The organism is Streptosporangium sp. NPDC048886, assembly GCF_055586905.1.
The window spans coordinates 130,652-153,661 of sequence record NZ_JBVJHH010000012.1 but is presented as its reverse complement, the minus strand read 5'-3'; the positions used below and the strand labels follow the sequence as shown (position 1 = coordinate 153,661).

27 protein-coding genes are annotated in these 23,010 nt (G+C 64.8%); 22 read left to right on the top strand and 5 right to left on the bottom strand.

The genetic code is table 11. The annotated features are described in order from the left end of the window. Positions 1 to 38 precede the first annotated feature (38 nt). The 22 genes from ACZ6R6_RS17185 to ACZ6R6_RS17080 all read left to right on the top strand — a co-directional run bounded on the left by ACZ6R6_RS17185 (position 39) and on the right by ACZ6R6_RS17080 (position 20,308). The gene (locus tag ACZ6R6_RS17185) at positions 39 to 1,223 is read left to right on the top strand and encodes a terminase TerL endonuclease subunit (protein ID WP_470094351.1); all 1,185 of its coding nucleotides are present in this window, start codon (positions 39 to 41) and stop codon (positions 1,221 to 1,223) included. A gap of 76 nt (positions 1,224 to 1,299) precedes the next feature. Continuing rightward, complete coding sequence (locus ACZ6R6_RS17180; protein WP_470094349.1) at positions 1,300 to 2,805, top strand: phage portal protein; 1,506 nt, start codon at positions 1,300 to 1,302, stop codon at positions 2,803 to 2,805. 83 nt (positions 2,806 to 2,888) lie between these two features. Beyond that, positions 2,889 to 3,482, top strand: coding sequence for a hypothetical protein (locus ACZ6R6_RS17175; protein WP_470094347.1), 594 nt, complete (start codon positions 2,889 to 2,891; stop codon positions 3,480 to 3,482). Positions 3,483 to 3,545: 63 nt separating this feature from the next. Next, entirely contained in the window at positions 3,546 to 4,562 is a 1,017-nt protein-coding gene (locus tag ACZ6R6_RS17170) for a phage major capsid family protein (RefSeq protein WP_470094345.1), read from the top strand. 65 nt (positions 4,563 to 4,627) lie between these two features. Next, a complete protein-coding gene (locus ACZ6R6_RS17165) occupies positions 4,628 to 5,014 on the top strand; it encodes a hypothetical protein (RefSeq protein ID WP_470094343.1) in 387 nt (128 codons plus the stop codon). Next, complete coding sequence (locus ACZ6R6_RS17160; RefSeq protein ID WP_470094341.1) at positions 5,011 to 5,379, top strand: hypothetical protein; 369 nt, start codon at positions 5,011 to 5,013, stop codon at positions 5,377 to 5,379. The genes ACZ6R6_RS17165 and ACZ6R6_RS17160 overlap by 4 nt, the downstream gene beginning before the upstream one ends. Before the next feature lie 8 nt (positions 5,380 to 5,387). Then, positions 5,388 to 5,669, top strand: coding sequence for a DUF5403 family protein (locus tag ACZ6R6_RS17155; RefSeq protein ID WP_470094339.1), 282 nt, complete (start codon positions 5,388 to 5,390; stop codon positions 5,667 to 5,669). Then, the gene (locus ACZ6R6_RS17150) at positions 5,669 to 6,100 is read left to right on the top strand and encodes a hypothetical protein (RefSeq protein WP_470094337.1); all 432 of its coding nucleotides are present in this window, start codon (positions 5,669 to 5,671) and stop codon (positions 6,098 to 6,100) included. Before ACZ6R6_RS17155 ends, ACZ6R6_RS17150 begins: the two co-directional genes overlap by 1 nt. 52 nt (positions 6,101 to 6,152) lie before the next feature. Continuing rightward, positions 6,153 to 7,004, top strand: a complete 852-nt coding sequence (locus ACZ6R6_RS17145; RefSeq protein WP_470094336.1) for a phage tail tube protein — start codon at positions 6,153 to 6,155, stop codon at positions 7,002 to 7,004. 135 nt (positions 7,005 to 7,139) lie between these two features. After that, a complete protein-coding gene (locus ACZ6R6_RS17140) occupies positions 7,140 to 7,481 on the top strand; it encodes a hypothetical protein (RefSeq protein WP_470094334.1) in 342 nt (113 codons plus the stop codon). Positions 7,482 to 7,627: 146 nt separating this feature from the next. Then, a complete protein-coding gene (locus tag ACZ6R6_RS17135) occupies positions 7,628 to 7,912 on the top strand; it encodes a hypothetical protein (RefSeq protein WP_470094333.1) in 285 nt (94 codons plus the stop codon). Between the two features lie 18 nt (positions 7,913 to 7,930). After that, a complete protein-coding gene (locus ACZ6R6_RS17130) occupies positions 7,931 to 11,125 on the top strand; it encodes a hypothetical protein (protein ID WP_470094331.1) in 3,195 nt (1,064 codons plus the stop codon). A gap of 75 nt (positions 11,126 to 11,200) precedes the next feature. After that, positions 11,201 to 12,256, top strand: coding sequence for a hypothetical protein (locus tag ACZ6R6_RS17125; RefSeq protein ID WP_470094329.1), 1,056 nt, complete (start codon positions 11,201 to 11,203; stop codon positions 12,254 to 12,256). Between the two features lie 2 nt (positions 12,257 to 12,258). After that, a complete protein-coding gene (locus ACZ6R6_RS17120; protein ID WP_470094327.1) occupies positions 12,259 to 13,812 on the top strand; it encodes a Gp37-like protein in 1,554 nt (517 codons plus the stop codon). After that, positions 13,809 to 15,086, top strand: a complete 1,278-nt coding sequence (locus tag ACZ6R6_RS17115; protein ID WP_470094325.1) for a hypothetical protein — start codon at positions 13,809 to 13,811, stop codon at positions 15,084 to 15,086. Before ACZ6R6_RS17120 ends, ACZ6R6_RS17115 begins: the two co-directional genes overlap by 4 nt. A 10-nt stretch (positions 15,087 to 15,096) precedes the next feature. Continuing rightward, positions 15,097 to 16,242: a hypothetical protein gene (locus ACZ6R6_RS17110; protein ID WP_470094323.1), complete on the top strand. Its 1,146-nt coding sequence runs from the start codon at positions 15,097 to 15,099 to the stop codon at positions 16,240 to 16,242. 55 nt (positions 16,243 to 16,297) lie between these two features. Next, positions 16,298 to 16,552 (top strand): hypothetical protein, encoded by a 255-nt coding sequence (locus tag ACZ6R6_RS17105; protein WP_470094321.1) that lies wholly within the window; start codon positions 16,298 to 16,300, stop codon positions 16,550 to 16,552. A 63-nt stretch (positions 16,553 to 16,615) separates the two neighbouring features. Beyond that, positions 16,616 to 17,617, top strand: coding sequence for a peptidoglycan-binding protein (locus ACZ6R6_RS17100; RefSeq protein ID WP_470094319.1), 1,002 nt, complete (start codon positions 16,616 to 16,618; stop codon positions 17,615 to 17,617). 15 nt (positions 17,618 to 17,632) lie between these two features. Further along, positions 17,633 to 18,037, top strand: coding sequence for a hypothetical protein (locus tag ACZ6R6_RS17095; protein WP_470094317.1), 405 nt, complete (start codon positions 17,633 to 17,635; stop codon positions 18,035 to 18,037). A 115-nt stretch (positions 18,038 to 18,152) separates the two neighbouring features. Next, the gene (locus ACZ6R6_RS17090; protein ID WP_470094316.1) at positions 18,153 to 18,458 is read left to right on the top strand and encodes a hypothetical protein; all 306 of its coding nucleotides are present in this window, start codon (positions 18,153 to 18,155) and stop codon (positions 18,456 to 18,458) included. Further along, positions 18,451 to 19,614 (top strand): collagen-like domain-containing protein, encoded by a 1,164-nt coding sequence (locus ACZ6R6_RS17085; RefSeq protein WP_470094314.1) that lies wholly within the window; start codon positions 18,451 to 18,453, stop codon positions 19,612 to 19,614. The genes ACZ6R6_RS17090 and ACZ6R6_RS17085 overlap by 8 nt, the downstream gene beginning before the upstream one ends. Positions 19,615 to 19,624: 10 nt before the next feature. Then, positions 19,625 to 20,308, top strand: coding sequence for a hypothetical protein (locus ACZ6R6_RS17080; RefSeq protein WP_470094312.1), 684 nt, complete (start codon positions 19,625 to 19,627; stop codon positions 20,306 to 20,308). A 562-nt stretch (positions 20,309 to 20,870) separates the two neighbouring features. Here the strand turns inward: ACZ6R6_RS17080 and ACZ6R6_RS17075 are convergent. Genes ACZ6R6_RS17075 through ACZ6R6_RS17055 form a run of 5 tightly spaced genes read right to left on the bottom strand, consistent with a single transcriptional unit; the run spans position 20,871 to position 22,964 of the window. Beyond that, the gene (locus tag ACZ6R6_RS17075; protein ID WP_470094310.1) at positions 20,871 to 21,128 is read right to left on the bottom strand and encodes a hypothetical protein; all 258 of its coding nucleotides are present in this window, start codon (positions 21,126 to 21,128) and stop codon (positions 20,871 to 20,873) included. Between the two features lie 17 nt (positions 21,129 to 21,145). Next, positions 21,146 to 21,397, bottom strand: a complete 252-nt coding sequence (locus tag ACZ6R6_RS17070) for a hypothetical protein (protein WP_470094309.1) — start codon at positions 21,395 to 21,397, stop codon at positions 21,146 to 21,148. A 41-nt stretch (positions 21,398 to 21,438) separates the two neighbouring features. Beyond that, positions 21,439 to 21,681, bottom strand: a complete 243-nt coding sequence (locus ACZ6R6_RS17065; protein WP_470094307.1) for a hypothetical protein — start codon at positions 21,679 to 21,681, stop codon at positions 21,439 to 21,441. Positions 21,682 to 21,704: 23 nt separating this feature from the next. Then, on the bottom strand, positions 21,705 to 22,262 hold the full coding sequence (locus ACZ6R6_RS17060; RefSeq protein WP_470094305.1) for a hypothetical protein: 558 nt from the start codon (positions 22,260 to 22,262) through the stop codon (positions 21,705 to 21,707). Positions 22,263 to 22,319: 57 nt separating this feature from the next. Next, complete coding sequence (locus ACZ6R6_RS17055) at positions 22,320 to 22,964, bottom strand: hypothetical protein (protein ID WP_470094303.1); 645 nt, start codon at positions 22,962 to 22,964, stop codon at positions 22,320 to 22,322. Positions 22,965 to 23,010: the final 46 nt, after the last annotated feature.

Genomic DNA, 23,010 nt, shown 5'->3' with positions numbered 1-23,010 from the left:
TCGACCAGACGGCCAACACCCGCGACATGATCCGGGGCATGCTGGCGAACTCGCCAGCCGAAGTCGAGTACGACATCGAGATCGGCAAGGAGCGCATCCAGTTCCGCTCCGGCCGGCCCGGCCGTATTGAGCCGGTCACCAGCTCCAGCCGTGGCCTGGAGGGTGCAAGGCCGACCTTCGTAGTGGGCGACGAGACGCATCACTGGGTGCCCAGCAACGGCGGCGTGGCCGTCTTCGAGGTGCTCGACCGTAACGTCCGCAAAACCGCCGGCTCGGGCTCACGCTACGTGGAGTCCACCAACGCCTTCAACCCGAACGAGGACTCAGTCGCGCAGCGCACCTACGAGGCGTTCCTGAAGAAGCCGAACGGCAGGCTGCTGTACGACTGCATCGAGGCCGACTCCGACGAGATCGACCTCAAGGACATTCCGGCTGTCGAACTGGGCCTGAAGCAGGCGTATGGCGACTCGCACTGGGTGGACATCCCCGGCCTGATCGAAGCGATCCAGGACCCGCGAACCAGCCAGGCCCAGGCATACCGCTTCTACCTGAACAAGATCCAGGAGAGCGCGGATGCTTGGATGGCCAAGCCCGTCTGGGACGGTCTGGTCGACAGCGATGACCCGATCAAGGCTGGTGATCAGATCGCCATTGGCTTCGACGGTTCGCTCTACAGCGACGCCACAGCCATCGTGGGCGCTCGATTGCGTGACGGGAAGCTGTTCCTGATCCACCTGGATGAGGACCCGCACATCCCCGGCCGCGACTGGCAGGTGGACACGCTGCTGGTGGACAAGAAGATGCGCGAGGCGTTCTCGACCTACCGGGTCGAGTGGGTCTACGCCGACCCGAGCTACTGGCAGAACGTCGTCGGCACCTGGGCCCTGGACTTCAAGGAGGCCGACCGGGACAACCGGGACATCGTCTTCGAGTTCTCCCCGGCCCGAGCCAAGCAGATGTGTGAGGCGGTCGAGCGGATGCACACCGCAGCCCATCTGGCTGAGGACATCCGCCACGATGGCAACCCGGACCTGGCCCGGCACATCGCCAACGCGGTCACCTACGAGGTCCCCCAGGGCCTGCTGATCCGCAAGGAATCGAAGAAGTCCAAGAAGAAGATCGACGCCGCGATTGCGGCGGTCCTGGCCTACGAGGCGCGAGCCGAGGCCATCGCTGACGGTCGCATGAGGGTGCGCCGGCGCGCACGCCTTCGCACCTACTAACACACCCACCACCTGAGGGTTTTCGGCCTGACGCCGAGGGCCTCTCCCATGCAATGAAACAAGAGGTTGGTAGCTCATGGCCCTCGGCCACACCGGGGGCCGCCCCCAGACGCCGCTGGAGTGGATCTCCTATCTCGAAGGCAAGCTGTCCAAGCAGCGCTCCGAGGTGCGGAAGTACTCCACCTACTACGACTCCGAGAACAAGACGCTGAACTATGCCCAGCAGAAGTTCAGCGAGATCTTCGGCGACATGTTCGTGGGCTGGCGAGACAACTTCTGCCCGCTGATCGTGGACAGCATCTCCGAGCGTCTACGGGTCCAAGGTTTCCGGATGGGCCCGGAGGAGGCCGCGGATAAGGATGCCACGGAGATCTGGCAGTACAACTCGCTGGACGCCGAGAGCAACGCTGCCCACATCGACGCCCTGATGGGCGGGGCCAGTTACCTGGTGGTGTGGGGCGATGAGGATGACATGCCTCTGATCTCGCCTGAGAGCGCCGAGGATGTCGTCGTCCAGTACGAGCCGGGTAGTCGGCGCAAGCGCGCCGCCGCGATGAAGCAGTACATCGACGACTGGGGAGTTGAACACTCCACTCTGTGGCTGCCGGACGGCGTCTACACCTCCGAGGTGCGAGGCGCTGGCGAAGGACGGACGTGGACAGAGCCGGAGCGGGAGGACAACCCTCTAGACAAGGTCCCGGTCGTGCCGCTGTATAACCGGACCCGTCTGAAGCTGACCCCCTTCAGTGAGCTGGCCAGCATCATCCCGGTCCAGGACGCGATCAACAAGGTGGCCGCTGACGCTCTGGTGGCCTCGGAGTTCGCGGCCTTCCCGCAGAGAATTTTGGCAGGTATCGAGCAGCCTCCGGATAACGCCACTGACAGTGAGCTGGAGCAGGCTCGTCAGGCCATGATCAAGGCGTACGTGGATCGCATCCTGACCCTCGACAACCCGGACGCCAAGTGGGGTCAGTTCGAGGCTGCCGACCTCAAGAACTACGTGGTCTTGATCGACATGCTGGTCCAGCACATGGCCAGCCAGTCCAGGGTGCCTTTCCACTACTTCCTGCTCAACGGCGGACAAGCGCCGTCCGGCGAGAGCATCACCGCCGCAGAGGCCGGCCTCGTGGCCAAGGCCAAGGAGAGGATGCTGCACTTCGGCGAGTCCTGGGAAGAGGCCATGCGGCTTGCGTTCCAGGTCAAGGGCGACATGTCCAGGGCCAAGGCGTACAGCGCAGAGGTCATCTGGGAAGACCCCGAATACCGCAGCAAGGCGCAGCTCGCCGACGCTCTGCTGAAGATGAAGGAACTCGACGTTCCGACCCGTCAGCTTCAGGAGGAGTACGGCTACACGCCGACCCAGATTCTCCGCTTCGACACGATGCGCGAAGAGGAGATGAAGCGACAGAAGGAGCTGGACGACAAGTACGGCCCTGAACTCGTGGACCCCCTGACCGGCAAGCCGACAGGCAAGCCCGGCCAGCCAGGAGCACAGAAGCCGCAGCAGTCCGCTCGCGGTGAAGCCAAGCCGAAGACACCTCAGGACAAGGTCGCTTCGGTCGAGCGGCAGAAGGCCGCTTAACCCCCTCGCAGTACGCACGCCAGCCCTAGCCGACATGGCCAGGGCTTTTTGTATTACCCAATCCGACATGGAGAAGGACCACGATGGACGACAACCAGAACCAGCCGACCCCCGACCAGACCACTCCCCCGGCTCCGCCTGCCCCCAATCAGCAGGTTGGTAACGAGGGTGAGAAGGACTGGAAGGCCGAAGCCGAGAAGTGGATGCACTTCGCCCGCAAGCACGAGACCGCTTGGGAGAAGGCTTCCAAGGAGCTGGAGAAGCTGAACGAGGCCAACATGACCGACGCTGAGCGTGCGGTCGCTGAGGCCAAGGAGCTGGGCCGCCGTGAGGCCCTGGAGTCCGTCGCAAAGCAGCGTGCGCAGGACAAGTTGGAGACGGCTGCCGCCAAGGCCGGTGTGGATCTCACGCCCGTCATGGGAGCGCTCGATGTCTCCAAGTTCGTCGCCGAGGGCGACGTCAACGCACAGGCGATCAACGACTTCGTCGCACAGGTCGCCGGTCAATTCGCCCCTCCGAAGGGGCCCAAGTTCGCCCAGGGGCTCGGCATCGGCCCGCAGGGCTCTAGCTCAGCAGGCCAGCTCTCCCGCTCGGACCTGCGAGGCATGTCTCCTCGCGAGATCTCCAAGGCACGCGAAGCGGGCCTCCTGGACGCGCTGATGCGCGGCGAAAACTAACCCCCGCATACCTGGCACTCGGCATACGCCGAGTGCCTTTCGTATGCCCAGAAAGGACATTCCTTGGCTACCACCTTCACCAACGGCCTTTACAAGGACGGTGGCGCGCGTCTCACCAACGGCACGGCCGGCGTCTTCGTCCCCGAGGTCTGGAGCGCTCAGCTCCTCACGGACACTGAGGACCAGCTTGTCCTCGGCAACCTCTTCGGTACCTCCACGTACGAGGGCGAGTTCAAGCGCGAGGGCGACGTAATCAGAATCCCGCACTTCCGCGACACCGTCGTGGACAAGGGCGTTGTGCCTGCGTACGGCTCCATTGGCGCGGCTGACAAGGCCGAGCTGGAGTACATCAAGATGCAGGTGGCCAAGGGTTCGTCCTTCCACTTCGAGGTGGACAGCCTGCACCAGCTCCAGACCAAGCAGGGCGTGGACCTCATGTCCGAGCTGGTCCGCCAGCGGGCTCGCCGGACCGCCCTGGCGCTCGACGCACTGGTGGCCACCGCCATCGTCCAGGGATCGATCGAGACCGCCGCGTCTTCGGGTCTGGGCAAGGACGCCAACAGCGACGGCGGCACCGCCGCGCTTCACGGCCTGGTCGAGTCGGTCCCGCTGGGCACCGGCGCCACCGCCCGCTACAACCAGATCGTCGACATGCTGGCGCTGCTGGATGACGCCAACAGCGAGGGTGAGCGGTTCCTGGTCATCGGCACCTCGGTTCGTTCCGAGATCCTGAAGATGAAGGAATTCATCGACGCGAGCCACTGGGGTGGCGCTCCCATCATGGTGAACGGCTTCGTCGGCTCCGTCCTGGGTGTCCCGGTGGTCGTCTCCAACACCGTTGGCGCTCGCGTCGCCCGCAAGGGCAAGCAGGCCCTCTTCGGCCCGACCCACACCGCCGCCACCTCCGTGGACATGATCCTCGGCACGCGGGGTTCGGTCGCTGCGGTCATCCCGAACATCGACATGGACACCTACAAGCCGGAGGCGAAGTTCACCGACGCCGTCAAGGCCCGCGTCCACTACGACGCCAAGGTGATCGCTCCGCAGGAGATCGTCGTGGGCACGCCGGCCACCCCCTGATCCCCCACTGGTTGGGCCCCCGGCTTGAGGTCGGGGGCCTGACCCCTGCTCGATTGGAGACACCCATGCTGATGTCGGTCGCCGACATCGAGGCGCGCACCGGGCAGGTGTATGAGGACGAGCGGCTGGACCAGGTCAACGCCTACATCACTGACGTAACCGCGTTGGTGGAGTCGTTCCTGGGGCGCACCTACGACACTGCCACCCCTCCGGCCGCCGTGAGGGCGGTCGCCTGCCTGGAGGTGATCCGATATCTAAACACTGACCCCGGAATTGCTGCTGACCGGGTCGGTGACCTGTCCACCAACTACGCCTACGGCGGGGCGGTGGTCGCACTGTCGAGCGACGTCAAGACGGCGCTTCGGCCGTTTAAGTGGCGCAGCGGCCTGGGCTCAATCCAGGTCATCAGCCACCTCGTTCCTCCCCCTCCGGCCGAGGGGAGCCCTCCGTGATCCTCGACAGGGCCCCGGAACCAATCAAGATCTTCAAGACCGAGTGGGTATCTGACGGGTACGGCGGCGGCAAGAGCGCCGTCCGCTCCAGCGCCTTCGTCACGGCCAGCGCGTTCCTCCTGCCGACCGGTTTCGCCGGGGCCGGCTGGGCGGCCAACATGCGTCTAGCCTCCCAGGGCTGGGCCGACACCGCCCGCGTCACGATCGTCATCAAGTGGTCGCCCAAGCTCTCTGAGCTGGGCCAGTGGACCCAGATCGAGGCCCAGGGCCGGATCTGGACGGTCGTCCAGGACCCCAAGCGCTGGAAGACCCGCCGCACGGACTACATCACCGCGCTGTGCGAGCTGAAGGGGGACGCTCCTTGAGCTACTCAGTGGACCCCAATGTCGCAGAGATCGTGGCCGGCTTGGAGGGTGTGCACGCCGAAGTCATCGCGACCGCCCACCGAGGCGCGAGGTTGCTGAAGAAGAACATCAGGAAGCGCACCGGGGCGATGGCGCGCAGCGTCCGCGCCGAAGCGCTGGGAGATAAGGACGCCTTCTTCGGCATCGGCGATGAGGGAGCGATCGGCTACAACTTCGGCCATCACAACACCTGGTCCGATGACGACGTCCCCGGCAGCCACGTGATTGAAAGAACTATCGGGGAGATGTGATGATCCCTGACCCAGAGAAGGCGATCATCGCTGCCCTGCACCACTACATGCCTGAGCTGGTCACGCAGGATGGTTCCCGTATCTACAGCCAGGCCCCCGAGGACTGGGACAAGCAGAACTTCCTGGTCGTGCGTGCCACCCCAGGTGGTGCTTCCAGGCAACCGCATCTCTACAGCACGTGCTACTTCGAGATCGAGTCGTTCGCCTCGTCGCGCGGTGAAGCTTCTCGCCTGTCTCGCCACTCCGGAGCTGCCATGGAGAAGGCCGCTCGGGAGGGCTACCGCTACATCGACGGCCCCGAGATGGGCTACCTGTTCCGCTTCCGCGAGGTCAACGCTCCTTCGCGCATCTACGACGGCCTGAGCAGCAAGCACGGCGACACCTTCATGTTCCAGGGGACCTACCAGATCTCCGTACGAGCGCTGCGCTGAATCACTTCTTTCTTCTTCCTCCCCTGCACGCATACAGGAGATTGGTAACTCAATGGCTCCCACCTACCTGACCAAGGACCCGGTCCTCGTCCCGAACACCGGCTACGTGTTCGTCGCCCCCGAGGGCACCCCGAAGCCGACCCTGCCGCTGGACATCCGCAACCTGCGAACCCTGCGCGAGAGCGTCGGCGTCTCCTGGGCCTCGATCGGCAACACGAGCCTGGAAAACGGCATCGCCCACGAGAGTGAGGGTGACGACGCGGAGGTGCTGGGGACCTGGCAGAACCCGGCCCTGCGGACGACCAACCCGCCGAAGGTCTACACGGTGACCCTGGCTCTGGCCGACTTCACCACGGAGACCTACAAGCTCTACTACGGCGGCGGCACCGTGGCGGCCGATGGGTCGTTCGTGATCCCGTCCGTGCCGGCCTCCACCACCAAGGCCATGCTCGTCGTCGCCGTGGACGGTGACCGCCACGTAGTCGAGTACTACGAGCGAGTGTCGCTGATCGGCTCCGATGGCGTCACCTACGACCCGGCCGCGCTGAGCGAGATGCCGGTCAAGGCGACCATCCTCGGTGGCTCCAACGGCCTGGGCGAGATCAGCCCGGTCATGTGGGGCAAGGCGGTCGTGATCACCCCGCCGACCCTGAGCGCCGTGGCCCCCGCCACGGCTGCGCCCGGCGCGACGATCCAGCTCACCGGCACCAACCTGACGGCTCCGCTCACCGTGTGGTTCGGCGTCTACGAAGGCACCAACGTGATCACCTCGCCGCTTGGCACTCAGGTCACCGTCACGGTTCCGGACCCGGTCGAGACCGGCGACGTGGCCGTGCAGGTGAAGGTCGAGAACAACTTCGGCGAGTCCGCCGAGAAGCCCTTCACCATCGACCAGGCCCCCTGATCCCTCTAACCCCCCTCAGCTTGGGCGCGGCCTCGAAACCCGCCCAGGCACCGAGCCTCGCCGCATGCGTTGGGAATGGCCGTGCGGCGGGGCTTCGCCATTCCCACCATTCCCACGTATGTGAAGGAGCCCCCCGTGGCCGTGCTGAAGTATGAGGACCTGGTCGAAGAGGCCGAGCGCGAGCTGGCCGAGAAGGGCCAGGAGTTCCTCGCCAAGGATGGCAAGACCGTCATCCTGCGACCGATCCTGCTGCTGGGCAAAGAGGAGCTACAGGTCGTCCGGACCCTCCTGAAGGTCATCACCGACGACGACAAGGACGCCTTCGAGCGGATCGATGCGATGGACACCATGCTCATCGCCGCCGCCGACAAGAAGGACTCCATGAAGAAGTCCCTGGCGGACCTGCCTCCGCAGGTACACGCCAAGATCTTCGACGCCTGGATGAAGGCGGGTAAGGCGGGGGAAGCCTCAGCCTGATCGACCTCATCGACCACTACGGGGATGAGCTGTTCGCCGATTTCCTGCGGTTCTACCACCTGGACCTGCGGGACCTTCGCCGCGGACTGCTCTCCCCCAAGCTGGTCCTAGCTCTGATCAGGCACCTCCCAATCGACTCCGCCTATGTGACCGCGCTACGCGGCGCGGAGTACGCCGGCTGGGACCGGCACGCCTACGTGATGGCAGATCTCTACGACGCCTTCAACGCCTTGACCTACCTCTACCAGGCAGCGCACAGCGACAAGCCCAAGAAGGTCAAGCCGATCCCGCCCTACCCCCGTCCCGGCGTGGTGGTCGAGGAAAAGGCCACCAAACCCAACCCACTGCTTGCCCGATTGCGGGGCGAGGACGCCCCTGCGCCCGTGCTCGGGCCTGGCTCGAAGATCCCTCTTCCTCCTCCTCGCCCCTGAGCCAGATGGAGGAAACACATGGCGGGGAGTCCTGCGCGCAAGGAAGTTGGGCGCGTCGGGGTCAAGGTCGTTCCGGACACCAGCGACTTCGGCAAGGAGCTGAAGGCAGAGCTTGCCCGATGGTCCAACGAGAAGATCAGCGTCGAGGTCGAAGCCGACCTTGCCACGTTTGAAGCGGACCTGAAGAAGTCTCTGACCGACCGCAAGCTTGATGTCGAAGTTGAGCTTCAGACGGCCAAGGCCGAAGCGGCGTTGCAGACGTTCCTGCGGGATCGCAACATCAGCGTCCAGCTCGACCTTGATACCAGCGCGGCCAGCGCTCGCATTGCCAGCATCACCAAAGCCGAATCCAAGACGATCAACATTGACATCGATGCTGGCGCGGCCGAAGCGCGGATCAAGGAACTCACCCGGCCCGAGACCAAGACGATCAATATCGATGTCGATAAGACCTCCCTGTCTTCGGTCTCCAACCAGATCTCTTCGATCGGCAGCAAGGCCGGAGGCATCTTCGACGGGCTCTCCGGGGCCGTTGGCAAGGTGGTGTCGGGGCTCGCCACGCTGGCCTCAACCGCAGGCGGTGCTTTCTCTGGACTGATCAGCGGCGGCGGCGCTGCCAACGACGCACTGGGCAAGGTCGGCGGTGCGGTTGCGGGCATCGCGGCCGGCATCCTCCAGCTCGGGGCGGGCGCCGCCATCATGACGGCAATCGTGACGCTGCTTGGCTCGATCGTCACAGCCGCTGGTGCGGCAGCCCTCGCGATCGGTGGCGTGCTGGTCGGCGTGGGTGGCCTGCTCGCCATCCCGCTCATCCTCGCCGGGGTGGTCTACAGCTTCATGCAGTCCTCCAAGGAACTGCGTGAGGAGTGGGACTCACTCATAGGCGACTTCACCGACGCCTTCCGAACCTCGATCCAGCCGATGCTCGACGAGATCGGCAAGCTCGCCAGCAAGGCGGCCGGAGCCTTGCAGGAAGGGCAGCCCGCCTACGAGGCATGGGTCCGAGCGATCCACGCCGCTTCAGATGCGATCGGACCACTGGCTGAGGCCCTAGGCTCCTTCGCCGCAAACACCTTGGTCGGCATGACGACGGCCCTGGCGAACCTGCACAACTCCGGCTTCTGGGAAGGGATCAAGTCCGGATTCGCCACCCTCGGACAAGCCTTCGGTGACTTCTTCACGAAGCTGTCGGAGTGGGGGCCGACCTTCGCCACGGCGTTCAATGCGCTCGGCGAAGCCATGGGGAAGCTGCTGCCGTCCGTAGCCAACCTCGCAGGCGCTTTCGCCACTTTTGCGCCCTCTGTCCTCGATGGGATAGCAACCGCCTTCACCCGCCTGTTCGACGCTTTCTCCGCCAACAAGGACGTGTACGGCCGAGCGGCCGAGGCGTTCGCACAAGCACTGGTGGAGATGGCACCCGCCATCGAGCAAGTCGCCGCAGCCTTCGCCAAGATGGCCCCCGACATTTTGGCCACCCTGGCTGTCGCGGTCGCCTCACTGGGCGAGACGCTGTCCAACCCGGAAGTTGTCGAGGGACTCACCAACCTGACCACCGGTTTGATCAACTTCGGCGCAGCAGCGGCCGAGGCCGCCGCGACGATGGCCGCCTCCATCGGCAACGCCGGTCAGCAACTGGCGGACTTCGTTGACGGGATCAACGGCACTCTCCAGCAAACCTCCACCGTCACCACCGAGCACCTGAAGGGGCTGGTCGACCAGGCCGACTCCACCAAGGAAGCCGCAGACAACCTCCAGCGACAGCTCCAAGTCTCTTTCGGCACGGCGGTCGCCGAAGCCGTGAACAAGATGCGCGAGCTGCGCACCTCCTGGCAGGAGAGCATCGACGGCCTGGTGGAGACGGGGCAGACCGGCTCAGCCCAGCTCAACGAGACCTTCCGAACGCAGTTCCTTGGCCTGCTGAACACGATCGAGTTCACCGGCACGCAGCTCGACGCCAAGTGGGTCGCCTCGATGCAATCGCTGATTGCGGCGACCCAGGCATCAGGTGATCCGCTGGCCGCGTCCATGGGCGCGAACATGCAGAAGATCCTCACCGTGCTCCAGACGGCCGGCCCCCAGGGGATCGCCCAGGTTCAGGCCATGCTCCAGGGGATGACTGACCAGGTTCAGGCAGCCCAGATCGCCCAGATGATGGGCATCAAGATGGGCGAGACGAACCAGCAGATCACTACTGGCGTGTCGTCCGCGAAGGAGAGCTTCTCCAAGCTCCCTCAGGTCATGCAGGAGATCATCAACTCCAGCAAGACCCCGGAGGAGCTGGCGGCCAAGCTGAGCCAGATGAACACCATCATCGGGCAGAAGGCCACCGAGGGCGCGAACGAGTTCAAGAAGTTGCCCGATGGGATGAACCAGGCGGTGCTGTCGGAGAGTGTCTCCACCGGCATCACCGGGGTCATGACGAAGATCAACACTGCGGTGACCACTGGGGTTTCCACGGCGACGACTGCCTTCCAGGCGCTCCCCCCGGCCCTGGCGGCGGTAGTCACCTCGGACGCCAGCATCGTGGCCGGTATCACCGGCCAGATGACCAAGGTGAACACCGCGATCACGACGGGCGTCACCACGTCGACCACGGCCTTCAAGAAGCTGCCGACCGACATGAACGCCGCTGCCACGGCTGACCAGACGCCGGCCACGGTCCAGGCGAACATGAAGAAGGTGCTCGACCACATCACCACGTCCGTCACCCAGGCCGTGGCGAAGTTCCGGGAGATGGCCACTCAGGCTGCCTCGCACGGCCAGTTGTCGGGGTTCGTCTCGGCGGTCCAGTCGGCGATGAACCAGGCCAGGGAAGCCGTCGCTTCAGCCGTGGCCGACATCATCGCCTCCCTCGAAAGTCTCAACAGGACCTTCCAGGGACCGACCATCACCGCACCTCAGGTGGAGGGCGGAGGCGGTGGGGGACAGGAGCCCTCCTTCGCCCCCGAGTCCGCCCCCATGGGGATGATGCTGATGGCTGAGCCAGTGGCGATGAAGGCGCTGGACACCACCAGCAGCGACGCTCTGGCCACGCTGGCGGCGGGGGTAGCCACCTACGTGGGCACGGTCAGCAAGGACGGCAAGCAGCCTGCCTCCGAGGGGTCCGGGGTGACCAAGGTCTACAACATCACGGTCAACGCCGCCCCGAACGTCCCCACCGAGGAGTCTCTCCGCAGGCAGCTCGACTACGCCGACACCCTCTACCGCGACTGATACCTCACCCCCCTTGATGGGCCCTGGCCACTCCCGGCCGGGGCCCTTCTTTCTTCCTGCCCTGGAGGTCTGCCCGTGCTGTTTCAGCCCACCGTCGTGCAGTTGCGGGGAGTGGACGGAAGCCTCTACACCCTGACCGATGAGGGCTCCACTGGAGCAACCATCCTGCTCCAGCCCGGAGCCAAGGGGTTGGACGCGCCATCCTTCGACACGAAGGCCGACGAGTACCCGGCCATCGATGGCGGCTTCTACCGGTTCGCCCGCGCCCCCATCCGCGAGATCTTCCTACCCCTCACGATCACCGGCACGACCAGGGCCGAGATGATGGCGCTCAAGCGCCGTTTCATCGCCAGTCTCAACCCGAAGCGGGGGCTCATCACCCTTCAGACCACTGAGTACGCCCAGGTCGGCAAGTCTCTGGTGGCTGAGACTCCCCGCGTCATCACCGGCTATTACGTCAGCGGCATGGAGGGCGGAGAGGGCGCCGAGGACGGCGTCCACTGGGCCAAGTACGGCCTGGTGATGCGTACGCCGCACCCGTACTTCCAGCACACGAGCCGCTCCATCGCCACCTTCCAGGTGTATGACCTGGTCCGTCCGTTCGTTGACCCGCCCGAGGGCGCACAGCCGTTCCTCAGCGTGGACGGGACGACCCCAGGCAAGGGCCTGGGGCTGTCTTCCACCCCGATCTGGGTCAACGACATCGACCTAGAAAACCCTGGGGATGTGGAGGCTCAGCCTCGCTGGGAGATCCGCGGGCCCCTGTCCTCCCGACTGTCACTGGTCCGCAAGGACGACGACGGCAACACCGTAGCCGAGCTTCGACTGTCCGCGTCGCTCACCATCGCCACCGGCGAGGTCATGGTCATCGAGACCACCAAGGGCTCCCAGTACATCCGCATCTACCCGGCGCGTGAGATCGGCATCGAATACGACCCGCTTGGGGGCCGTTCGATGTGGTGGGCGCTGGACATCTCCTCCTCAATGTGGGCGCTCCAGCCGGGCCTCAACCACATATCCCTCGTCATCGACAAGCCCACCGGCATGACCCCCGAGCAGGAGGCCGCCTGGGAGGCGGCCAACCAACCAAACGTCGTGGCGACCTACCTACCCTCCTTCATGGGAATCTGATCATGCGCAACTTCCGAATCTTCGTCCGGGAGTCACTGTTCCCCCGCACCAAGGCGGAGGGTGGCGACGACCTGGCCCCGCTCGTCATCGTCGGCGAAGTCGACGCCCACACCAAGTTCGAGGCGATTGTCCGCCACAACGCGGTCGGCTCATGGACCATGACCATCCCGGCCGGCCACCTTCAATCGAGGATGCTGACCCCCGGCCGAGGGATCATCGTTTTCCAGGAAGGTGTGGCCGAGCCTCTCTTCTCCGGACCCATCCGGCAGCTCAAGAAGATCTGGGGCTCACAGGATGCCGGGGAAGGTACGGTGGAGGTCACCGGGGTCGACGACAACTGCTTGATGGCTGAGCGCCTGGCCTGGACCAACCCCAAGGCCGATATCCACCTGGCCTCCGCGTTCAGGTACTGGAAGATGAACCCGATCTGGCCCAACGTGGCCGAGGTGCTTCGCAACCTGTTCCTGGAGAACACCCAGGGCCAGCCGATGCGCCGCCTGGATCGTGTGTTCATCCCCGGCCCGGAGTCCACGGCGGACCTTCTCGGTGACGACACCTCCAGAAGTGCCCAGATCATGTTCGACCAGCCCGACCAGCTCGTAGCGATGCTGAGTGCCGTCTACGGCTTCCGCATCCGCTTCATCTGGCACCCGAACCCCGCCGAGGTCGCCTCCAACGGCGACCCCAACGCCACCGGCCCTGGGATTCTGCTCAAGCTGGAACCCATCGCCAACCGCACCAATGAGGTGAGGTTCGGAGCCGAGTTCGGCAACCTCCGGGGCTACTCCTACATGACCAAGGCCCCCGAAGCGACCCGTCTGGTGATCGGTACCAAAAACCGGACGTGGACCGAGACGGTGAAGCAGACCACCTTCGGAGACAACGGGATCGGGGACGGCTTCACCTTCACCACGAAGGAGAGGTCCGGCCCAGAGCGGTGGTTCGGCTACTACACGAATCACATGTACGACCCCGACTGGTGGGGCGACCCCTACGAGACGCCGGCCGATCTCCAGCACACACTGGCATGGGCCAACGCGGGCTTCTCCGCCGCCGAAACCGAGTGGGGGGTCACTGCCGAACGCTACAAGGACAAGAGGGACATTCCCTGGATGTGGACACAGGTCCCAGGCAAGCCTGACGGCTGGGCAGAGGACCCGCCCCCCTGGTCATCCCAGTACCGGCTCCTCCAGGACGAGGTGGAAGCCTTCAACCTCGAATCGGGTCCAGTGGCCTCCATCACGATCGACCCGTTGGAGACCAACAACGTCATGTTCGGTCGGGACTACGGCCTGGGCGACTTGATCCGGGTCATTGTCGACGGCGAGGTGCGGGACGAAGTCGTCCGTGAAGCCCGTCTCAGCTCCACCGTCGAGGCCGGCCCGCTGGTCCAGCCGACCATCGGCACCTTCGGCTCCACCGAAACCCCCTACCTGTACGCAGCAGTCCGGGCCCTGTGGGACCGAGTCCACGGCGTGGAGACCCGAGAGGGCTCTGAGCCGCTAGAGGACCTGCCCGACATCACCTGCTCGATTAGGAAGATGGTGTATACGTGACCATCGGGCCCATAACCGCTGAGAGCCGTGGCTGCTACACGTCGTCTGTCGGAAATGCCCCGCTCGGCGCTACCGCTTACTCGGTCTCCGCGAAGGTCGATACCACGCACTACGTCGAAGTGCAGATCGACGGCTACCGCCAATCCGCTCCTGTCATTTGGCCGAAGAACGGCGACTCGAACGCCAGGTTCTCCATCGAGATCCCCAACGATGGCCGCTCGCACACAGTCCAGATCGTGGACACCGGCAGGCTTGGTACGACTGCGGCGGCAAGCTCATCCATCACATTGACCTCCGCCTGCCCTGGGGTGCTCAAGGCTGAAGTCGTTGAGACGATTACGAACCCCACGACTCACGAAAAGTACGTGACTGTGAAGGTCTCCCACGACGGGGAGACCTCCGGGACTTTCACCGGCCGGTTGCTGATGGACGGCAAGGTGTCCGGCCCCGAGATCACGCTGAGCGATGGCGACTACCAACCCCGGACTATCACCATCCCGGCCGATGGTGCCAAGCACCTCATCGAGGCCGAGACGAGGTTGAGCGACGGCTGGTTGGGAGCGACGCCGTTCCTGTGGTTCGTGGTGCAGGCCGACTCCAGCGGGGGCGGCCCGTTGCCGATCAGCCAGGAGACCTCCCAGTTCTTCCCCGGAGACACCGTCATCATCCAGGCCGTGGATGACGCTCGGCCGCTGGCCACCGATGGCAGCGAGTGGGTGAAATTGGACTACGCACCCAAGGACACGACCGGCCTATGGAAGCCCGTGGGAGAGGGCCTGTTCCGGCCGGACGAAGAGGGATTCTGGTTCGCAACCCTCAAAACCAATCCGGTCGATTTCCCGGCAGGGTCCCAGTGGGCTATCGCGGTCAGGAAGGTCCGCAAGCACCAGCCGACCTACGGGACGCTCAACCACTTCACCATGATTGCCGGGCCGCCCGACCCGATACCCCCATTGGCAGCGCCATTCATCGCCGGGCCGCTGAACCACAACCAAAGGGCATCCACCTGGATGGAACTTTTCGGCACGGGCCTGCCCGGATCTGAGCTGATATTCGAGGTCACCCGCGTCACCGAATGGGGAAACGCCACCCAAGTGCCGGCGCGTACCACGGTCAAAAGGGATGGCACCTGGAAGACCTACGTATACAGCGAACAGTCAACCAATCCCCTGCCCTACAAGATCCTGCGGTATCGGGCCAAGGCCGTCATGGGCGGCCAGGAGTCTCCCTTCTCCAACAGTCTCGACGTCACCTGGCACTACCCCCTTCGCTAAGGAGCCCCCCTTGACCATGCCGCCTCCCCCCAGCACCGAGCACGGTTGGCCCTTCGCCACCGGGCCTGGTCAGGTTGTCTCCGTGCGTGATTGGGAGACCATGGCCAGCACGTGGCAGCTCTCCGGTGTTGTGGGCTACCCCGAGACCAACGCCAACCCCTCTGATGGCAACCGCGGATTGTTCGCCACGAGGGTCAACGAGACCCAGATCGTGATCCTGCCTGGGGTGGCCACCATCGGCGGGCACTACTTCGAGCTGAAGCTGGCCAAGACCTTCGATATCGACATCACCGGCTCAGGCTGGGATGGCTCCAACACCAGGCGCGACCTGGTGACGCTGCGCCTGGACCGTGCCGGGGAGACCTTCCACTTCGTCCAGATCAAGAACGCGATCGACATGGTGGGTCAGGTCCTCGACATGGAGGTAGCGGATGAGATCCCGCTCGTCCAGCTCGACATCGTCAAGGACACCGGCCTGACGACCGAACCCATCGACCGTCGCTGGTTCGTCGGTAAGCAGGTACGCCCGATCCGGGGAAGCGTGCCGTTCCTGGACCCCGCCCCCTACAACGGGGAGTTCGGGGTGGACGTCGCGAACAGCTTCCTCGTGGTGGGCTTGAATGGTGCGTGGGTCCCGGCAGCGCAGGTGTTCAACAACGATGGCGCCTACGGCCCGGCCATCACCGCCCTCCAGGGCAGGGCCACGACCCTTGAGGGTCAGACCGCCTCGCTCCAGAGCGATCTCGACACCGCCGAGGCCGGCCTGGCTACCGCGCAGGCCAAGCTCGACCAGATCCCGTTGGGGACCTGGGTGGACGTCACTTCCTTCGCCACCGGTCTGGGCAACGTGGTGGCCTCCCCGATCCAGGTACGCCGTCAGGGGGACATCGTCCACATCCGGGGTTCGCTTCGCAGGACGAACGGAACTGCGCTTGCGGCTGCCATCCGGGGAACGACAACCGTCCTTACCCTCCCCGCTGGCTTCTTCCCCTCCGCGACTGTGGCTCTCAACTTGACCGGCCGTAACGGCACAACCGCCTCGTACGCCCTGTCCGCGCTGATCAGCACAGTGGGCGGGATGACCATCCTCACTGACGCAACGGCATCGAACAACCTGCTCACCGTCGACCTGACCGGCTCCTGGATGTTGGGGTGATCACGTGAGCGACACCGACCCCTCTCTCGGGATTGCCCTGGAGAGGCTTCAGCGCATGGTCGAAGTGGGGTTCGAGAGGACCTCCGGCCAGACCTCGCTCATCCTGCAACGTCTGGACCAGGGTGACGGCAAGCTTGCCGATCTAGCCAAGCAGGTGGAGGAGATGGAGAGCCTGCTGGCCGAGGTGGACAAGAACGCTGTCACCAACGAGCAGCTCAAGGACCGTACCCGACTGATCTTGACCTTCGTGACAACCCTGGTCGCGGTCGTCAGCGCCATCTTCGCCACCGTCCAGTTCCTCAACCCCTGATCAAGAAGAAAGAAGTGTCGGGCCCTGCCATCGGCGGGGCCTTTCTGTTTGGAGGTCTGCTCGATGACAACCGCCGCCAAGGTGATCGCAGAGGCTCGGGCAGACCTGGGCATGCGTGAGAAGCCGCCCGGCTCCAACCTCGTGCCCGTCACCCGCGAGTTCGGACGGATTCCCGGCTACCCCGGTGGGGGCTACGGCTACCCGTGGTGCGCCGCCGCCACATCCCTGTGGTGTAAGGCCGCAGGACTCCGTCCGAACACTGACTACCCGCACACCGCATCCACCATCGCCCAGTACAACTGGGCCAAGTCCAACAGGCGCTGGTACTCCACCCCCAAGGCGGGAGACCTCGTCCTGTACTCCAAGGGCGGATCGGCCGGCATCTACCACGTCGAGCTGGTGGAGAAGGTCTCCAGCTCCTCAATCACGACCATCGGAGGCAACACCTCCGGGTCGGCCGGAAACGGCGTCCAGGGAGAAGGCGACGGCTGCTACCGCAAGACCATCTCCCTGGGGAACCCCCGCATCTACGGCTACGTCCGCCCCCGCTATGCGGGAGCCAGCGACGTGCCCGACAAGCCCTGGGACGGCAAGTCCTACCCCGGCCACCTGATCCGCAGGGGCGACCGAGGAGCAGAGGTCAAGGCTGTCCAGCGGATGCTCAACGCCTTCGGCGCGAGGCTGACGGTGGACGCAGACTTCGGACCCTCCACCGAGCAGGCGGTGAAGGTCTTCCAGCGCAGCCTCCGCCTGGAGGCTGACGGCGTCGTCGGGTCTGCCACATGGAAGATGCTGACGGCCGGTGAACCCGGCACCAGCTCCCCTTCCGTGCCGCCTAAGACCGGCACAGAGCAGCCCGCGGACCCGCCTCTCAAGGTCGGCGACTCCGGCGCTGACGTCAAGCGCGCCCGAGACCGACTGATCGCCCTGGGCTACAGCTACCTCAAGCCCGGCTCGAAGTGGGGCCCGCTCCAGACCGTCGCCGTCATGGACTTCCAGGCCCGACACCGCCTCAAGGTGAGCGGCCAGATCGAGGCCGATACCCGCAAGGCCCTGGGCCTGTAAGGAGGACCACCCAGCGTGGACGCAACCGAGCTTCAGGCCAGCCTGCAAGCCCTGATGGACCAGCAGAAGCCCCAGCCCGTTCCCGAAACGGCTGACGTGCTGGTCGCCGCCAGCGACCCCTTCGAGCACTACTTCGTGCCCGCAGGGCCGACCACCAACCGATTCGACGACCACCTTCTCGAAGAGACAGAAAGCGCAGGAGACGTGAAGATCACCAACGTTGCCAACGCCATCTACCGCGCCAAGCGGACCAGTTTCCAGGCTCTGCTGGCCTCGGTCCTCATGGCCGTGGGTGGGGTCCTGACCTCGCTCAACATCGGAGCCGAGATCGACTGGAGGCTGCTTGGCCTGTCCCTCGGCCAGGCGGTGCTGACCGCTGCCATCACCTTCCTGCACAACGACAAGAGCGCATCCGAGTAGCCCCGCAGCAAGAAGAAAGAACCCCCGACCCTCGCCCGACCGGGCGGGGGTTTCTTCATTGAAAGGGACGAATGTGGCAGGCATCTACCGCCTAAAGATCGACCAGGGTACGACCGTGAAGCGAGCCCTTCGCTGGCTCCGCGACGGCCAGCCGGTGGACCTCACCGGAGCTAAGGCCCGCATGGAGATCCGTACGTCCGCAGGTGGCCCGCTGCTGTACCGGCTCGACACCGTCAACAGCGGCCTGGTCCTGGGCGGTGCGAACGGCACGATCCAGATCTTCATCCCGGCTACCGTCTCTTCGGCCTGGACGTCGCTTCAGGGCGTATACGACCTGGAGGTCATCTTCCCCGACGAGACCGTGGTCCGCCTGATCCAGGGTGCCGTGACGGTCTCTGCGGAGGTGACGACCGGTGAGTGACATCGTCGAGATCACCGAGGAAGGCGTGCTGGGCTTCGAGTTCCCCGACTCGATCGAAACCGTGGAGGTGAACTCACAGGACACGGTCGAAACCGTTGAGGTGGGATACCTGTCCGGTGGGGGTGTCCCCGGCCCGGCTGGCGAGAGAGGCTACAGCGCCTACGAGATCGCCGTTCAGGGAGGCTTCGTCGGGACCGAAGCCGCGTGGCTCGCATCCCTCCAGGGCCCGGCCGGCGACCCCGGCCCCGAGGGGCCTGCGGGGGCTCAGGGCCTCAAGGGCGACCAGGGTCCCGCAGGGGCTACTGGACCCGAAGGCCCGGCCGGAGCCACCGGTGCCGCTGGACCCACCGGTCCTGAAGGCCCTGCCGGTGCGGCTGGTGCTACCGGTCCGAAGGGAGACGCTGGCCCCCAGGGCATTCAGGGAATCCAGGGCGAGCCCGGCCTGAAGGGCGATGATGGCGCAGTCGGACCCCAGGGCCCGGAAGGTCCGCAGGGAATCCAGGGCCCGAAGGGCGATACGGGGGCGCAGGGACCAAAGGGTGACACCGGTTCCCAGGGTCCGCAGGGCGTGGCCGGACCCGAAGGTCCTATCGGCCCGCAGGGTCCGCAGGGTGTTCCCGGCGAGACTGGCCCGACTGGGCTCGAAGGCCCCCAAGGGCCCGCAGGCAGTGATGCGAATGTGAGCGCGCACGAATCGGCCCCAGACCCCCACCCGCAGTACCTGACGGCAGCAGAAGGCAACGCGGCCTACGCCACGGTCGGCCACAACCACGATTCGGCTTACGCAGCCACCGGGCACACGCACACCGGTATCGCCACCGCCGTCTATTCGGTGACCGGAAACGTAACCACGGGCGTCGGCACCTACCGCTGGTACAACGACACGGGGAGGTCGCTGACGATCACCTCGGTCCGCGCTTCTGTCGGCACCGCACCCACGGGCGCGGCCCTCATCGTAGACGTCCACCTCAGCGGGACCACGATTTTCGGCACGCAGTCCGCCCGACCCACCATCGCGGTTTCGACCAACACGGCAAAGTCAACGGGTATGACCGTCACCGCCATACCTGACGGCGGCTATCTGACGGTGGACGTCGACCAGATTGGCTCAACGGTCGCGGGCGCAAACCTGACCGTTACCATTCTGGCATCCTAAGGAGGGTCGCATGCCTATCGCGATTGCGACGTCCTCCAACATCGCCACGGTCACCAACGGCGCTTCAGTAACCACGACGTCGTTTACACCACCTGCCAACTCACTTCTAATAGCGATTTCCATCAATGAAGATGTGGACTCTGTTTCGATAACGAATTCAGGAGCAGCCCTCGCTTGGACGAAGCGCCACGAGTCGGCAGCCAACACCTACATCGCCTACCACACCGCTCCGCTCACCGCGAGCAGAGCCCTCACCGTGACCTCAACCCCCGGATCAGCCGACACAGCAGCCGTGAAGGTCTACGCCGTCACAGGGGCCAACCTGGCTGCACCGGTAGGGGCGGTAGGTAAGGGGAACAACACCAGCTCGCAGAACCTCTCCGTAACCGCCTACAAGTCAACCACTCCCGGAAGCCTGGCCTTCGGCGCAGCAGGCGAATATGTTGCCCCCTCGGGCAGAACATATAGCACCAGCGCGGACGCTACTGCGGTGTCTTTCCTTCTCGCTAACCTTGTAGGCGGAATGACGCTCTACAAGAACGCCCCTACCCCCACGCCCGATACCGATGTGAGCATGGCGTTCAACGCGTCGGCAACAAACCCTCACGTCTGGAACTGGGCAGCTATTGAAATCCTGCCCGCACCCCTCCCGTTCGTGGGATGGGGCGCACCCGCCTTCGCACAGAGCGCCTGACAAAGAAGAAACAAGCCCCCGGTCTTCGGACCGGGGGCCTTTCGTCGTTTCAGGCCCGCAGCGGGTCTGTGTCAGCTACGCTGTCCCCAAGGCGCCAACCTTGTTGCGGCGTCTAGGACGCGGCAGCGTAGAAGGCCCTCGGCGTGGTGCTGGGGGCCTTCTTGTGTTTCAGAGGGCTAGCCGTTCAGGGGAGCTTGCGAGGCTCCGCGCTTCGCGAGGATCTCCTTGACCATGGCATCGCACCCGGCTACGTAAGCCCTATCGTCCGCTGGGGACTCAGGCCGGCCGAGGCTCTTACGCACCCGACCCTTGGGGCTCTTGAGATGGCTTAGCCCCTCTTCACAGGAGGTGAATTCCCGAAGCTCGGGCGTCACCATCGTGACCTCGTACGCTGCTTCCCGGCCCTCCTTGTAGAAGGGGTTCGCCTGCGGGTCAGACTCTGAGGTCGAGCACCCGGCGACGCATACCACGAGAGCCACTTGGCTGAGGATGAGTAACGGCTTCGCTTTGCCCATAGATCATGAGCGTAGCTGCCACCCCCGACATCACACCGCTTCGGAGATCAGCTCATAGCCGGGTCGGGGTACTTCGTGGTGTCTACCAGGCCGTTGTCCACGTGCCGGTTGTAGGCGTAGATGAGGTGGTCAATGAGCTGGGTAAGCTCCTCAGGGTTGAGACTGACCTGGGCCCTGACCGACATCCCTCCGTTCGCCGACGAGTTCTTGGTGACGAACTCCGTGGTGCCGTCATCGCAGTCGTAGACGGCCAGGGAGCCGTGCAGCTCTACGCCGGTCGAGATGTCGTTCGTGAAGTGAATCATGGCGCCCTCCTCTGGGGTCACTCGAACAAGGTGGAGGTGAACTTCAGGGCGTCTACGCTGCCGTTGTCCACGTGTTGGTTATGGGCAACGATCAGGAACTTGATCAGCCTCTCCAGGTCCTCAGGCGTGGCCGTGAGTGCAGCCGTGGCCGTCATCCCCGACCCGGTGTTCTCGATGACGAACTCGACCAGGTCGCAAGCCTCATTACGCAGGACCAGCAACTGGCGCGTGATTTCAATCTCAGTCGGCTGCTCCAGGAGGCGGTGCATGGGACCTTCCTTCTTGCCTCGGGGGTGCTCACTGGCCTGCATCAGACGCTGATCCCAGCGCGGTCGCAGTGGACCGACCAGCCCTTGTCGAAGTCCAGGCCGAAGTACCGGCCCAGCTCGACGTTGCCGAGGTTGCCGTCCTTGTCCCGAGGAGTGCGCCAGGAGACGAACTCGCCATCCCAAATGGCGTACACGTACCCGGCCAAGCCGCCCTGTCCGGGCGTGTAGTGCAGAACCCGCGCGCCGTTGTCGAGCAGGTCGCCGAACTTCAAGGTCTTTCTCATAGGGGTGGTCCCTTCAGTGGGGGTTAGCGGGCCTGCCGGACCGCGATCTCTCGGGTGGCAATGGGGTTGGGAACGCCGTGGTCCTCGCCATACGTCGTCACCAGAAGGTCTCCACTAACGCCGACGTCCAGCGTGTGCGCGTCCACCCACTCCCACACGTTGCGGCGGACGTCGAACGCCCTGAGCGGGCAACCCTCTTCAAAGAAGAGCGTCCCGTTCCAGCTCTCCGGGATCGGGTCGTCCGCGGATTCGCGGGGAACGATCGTGAGCGTGAACCGAGTCAGACCCTCATACGGGTCATAGCTGAAGGTCAGCGGCGCATCGTCGACCTCGTAGGCGGCCTCGCCGTCATCCCAGTGAGACCAGTAGGTCCAGCTCACCTCGTGAAGCCCATTTCGCTCTCGCGTCTTCATCCATACGGGGGTCAGTTCGGTCGAGCTGGCCTCCTTGATGTAGAACGCCACCCCGGACCAGCTAGCCTCCTCGGGCGTGAACCGCCCCTCGGCCACACCCTGCTGAGCCGAGATGTAGTTATTGACCCACCAGTCGTACTGGTGGACTCCCGCGCCGTTCTCGTACACCTCGAAGATTGAGCGCCCCTGAAGGGACGTGCCGCAGCCTGACATCAATGCCTCCTGTTACTTCTCAACCGGGGAAAACATCTCGCCGCACAGGCCGCACACCAGCGGCCCCGTGGAGATCTGCTTGGGGGTGACCTGGATCTTCCGTGCGGGCACGCAGGCACACGCCACCGCTTGACGCTGACCAGCCCGACTGGGCTTCGCAGCGATCTCTTGGTGCAGCATCGGGAGGTGCCCGACGTTTGCCTCTTCTAGGGCCCGAATGGTCTCGGCGTACGTCTGGACCGTCGCCTCGGTAATGGTGCAGGCCGAGTATCCGAGCGCCTGTGACGGCTCCTTCGGACGTTCCAAGCCCAGCTCCTCGGCCAAGGCCGCGAACCTCGCGTTGTGGTAGCGGTTGCCCGAGCGGCTGGTGTCCTTGATCCCACGGGCGTACGCCAGTGAGTGAGCTGCCTCGTGCAGCACGGTCTGGAGAACCCGCGCCCCACCCTGAGCCAGCAGCTCCCCCGCGATGAACAGCTCGGGGGCCGCGCCATCTGCGAGCTGCCAACGCTCGGGCCAGTGATGGCCCCAACGCGTCCGCTTGCCCTGACTGGCCGTACCGGTGATCAGGACAGCGTCCGGTACCTTGTCGTGCCTGCTCTGGACGTCCTTCCACATCGCCTCAAGAGCCGAGATGATCCGGCTCCCTGCGTCGAGCATGGGACTCCTCTCTTGGCGTGGACACGCCAACGGTGTGCGGGTAGGT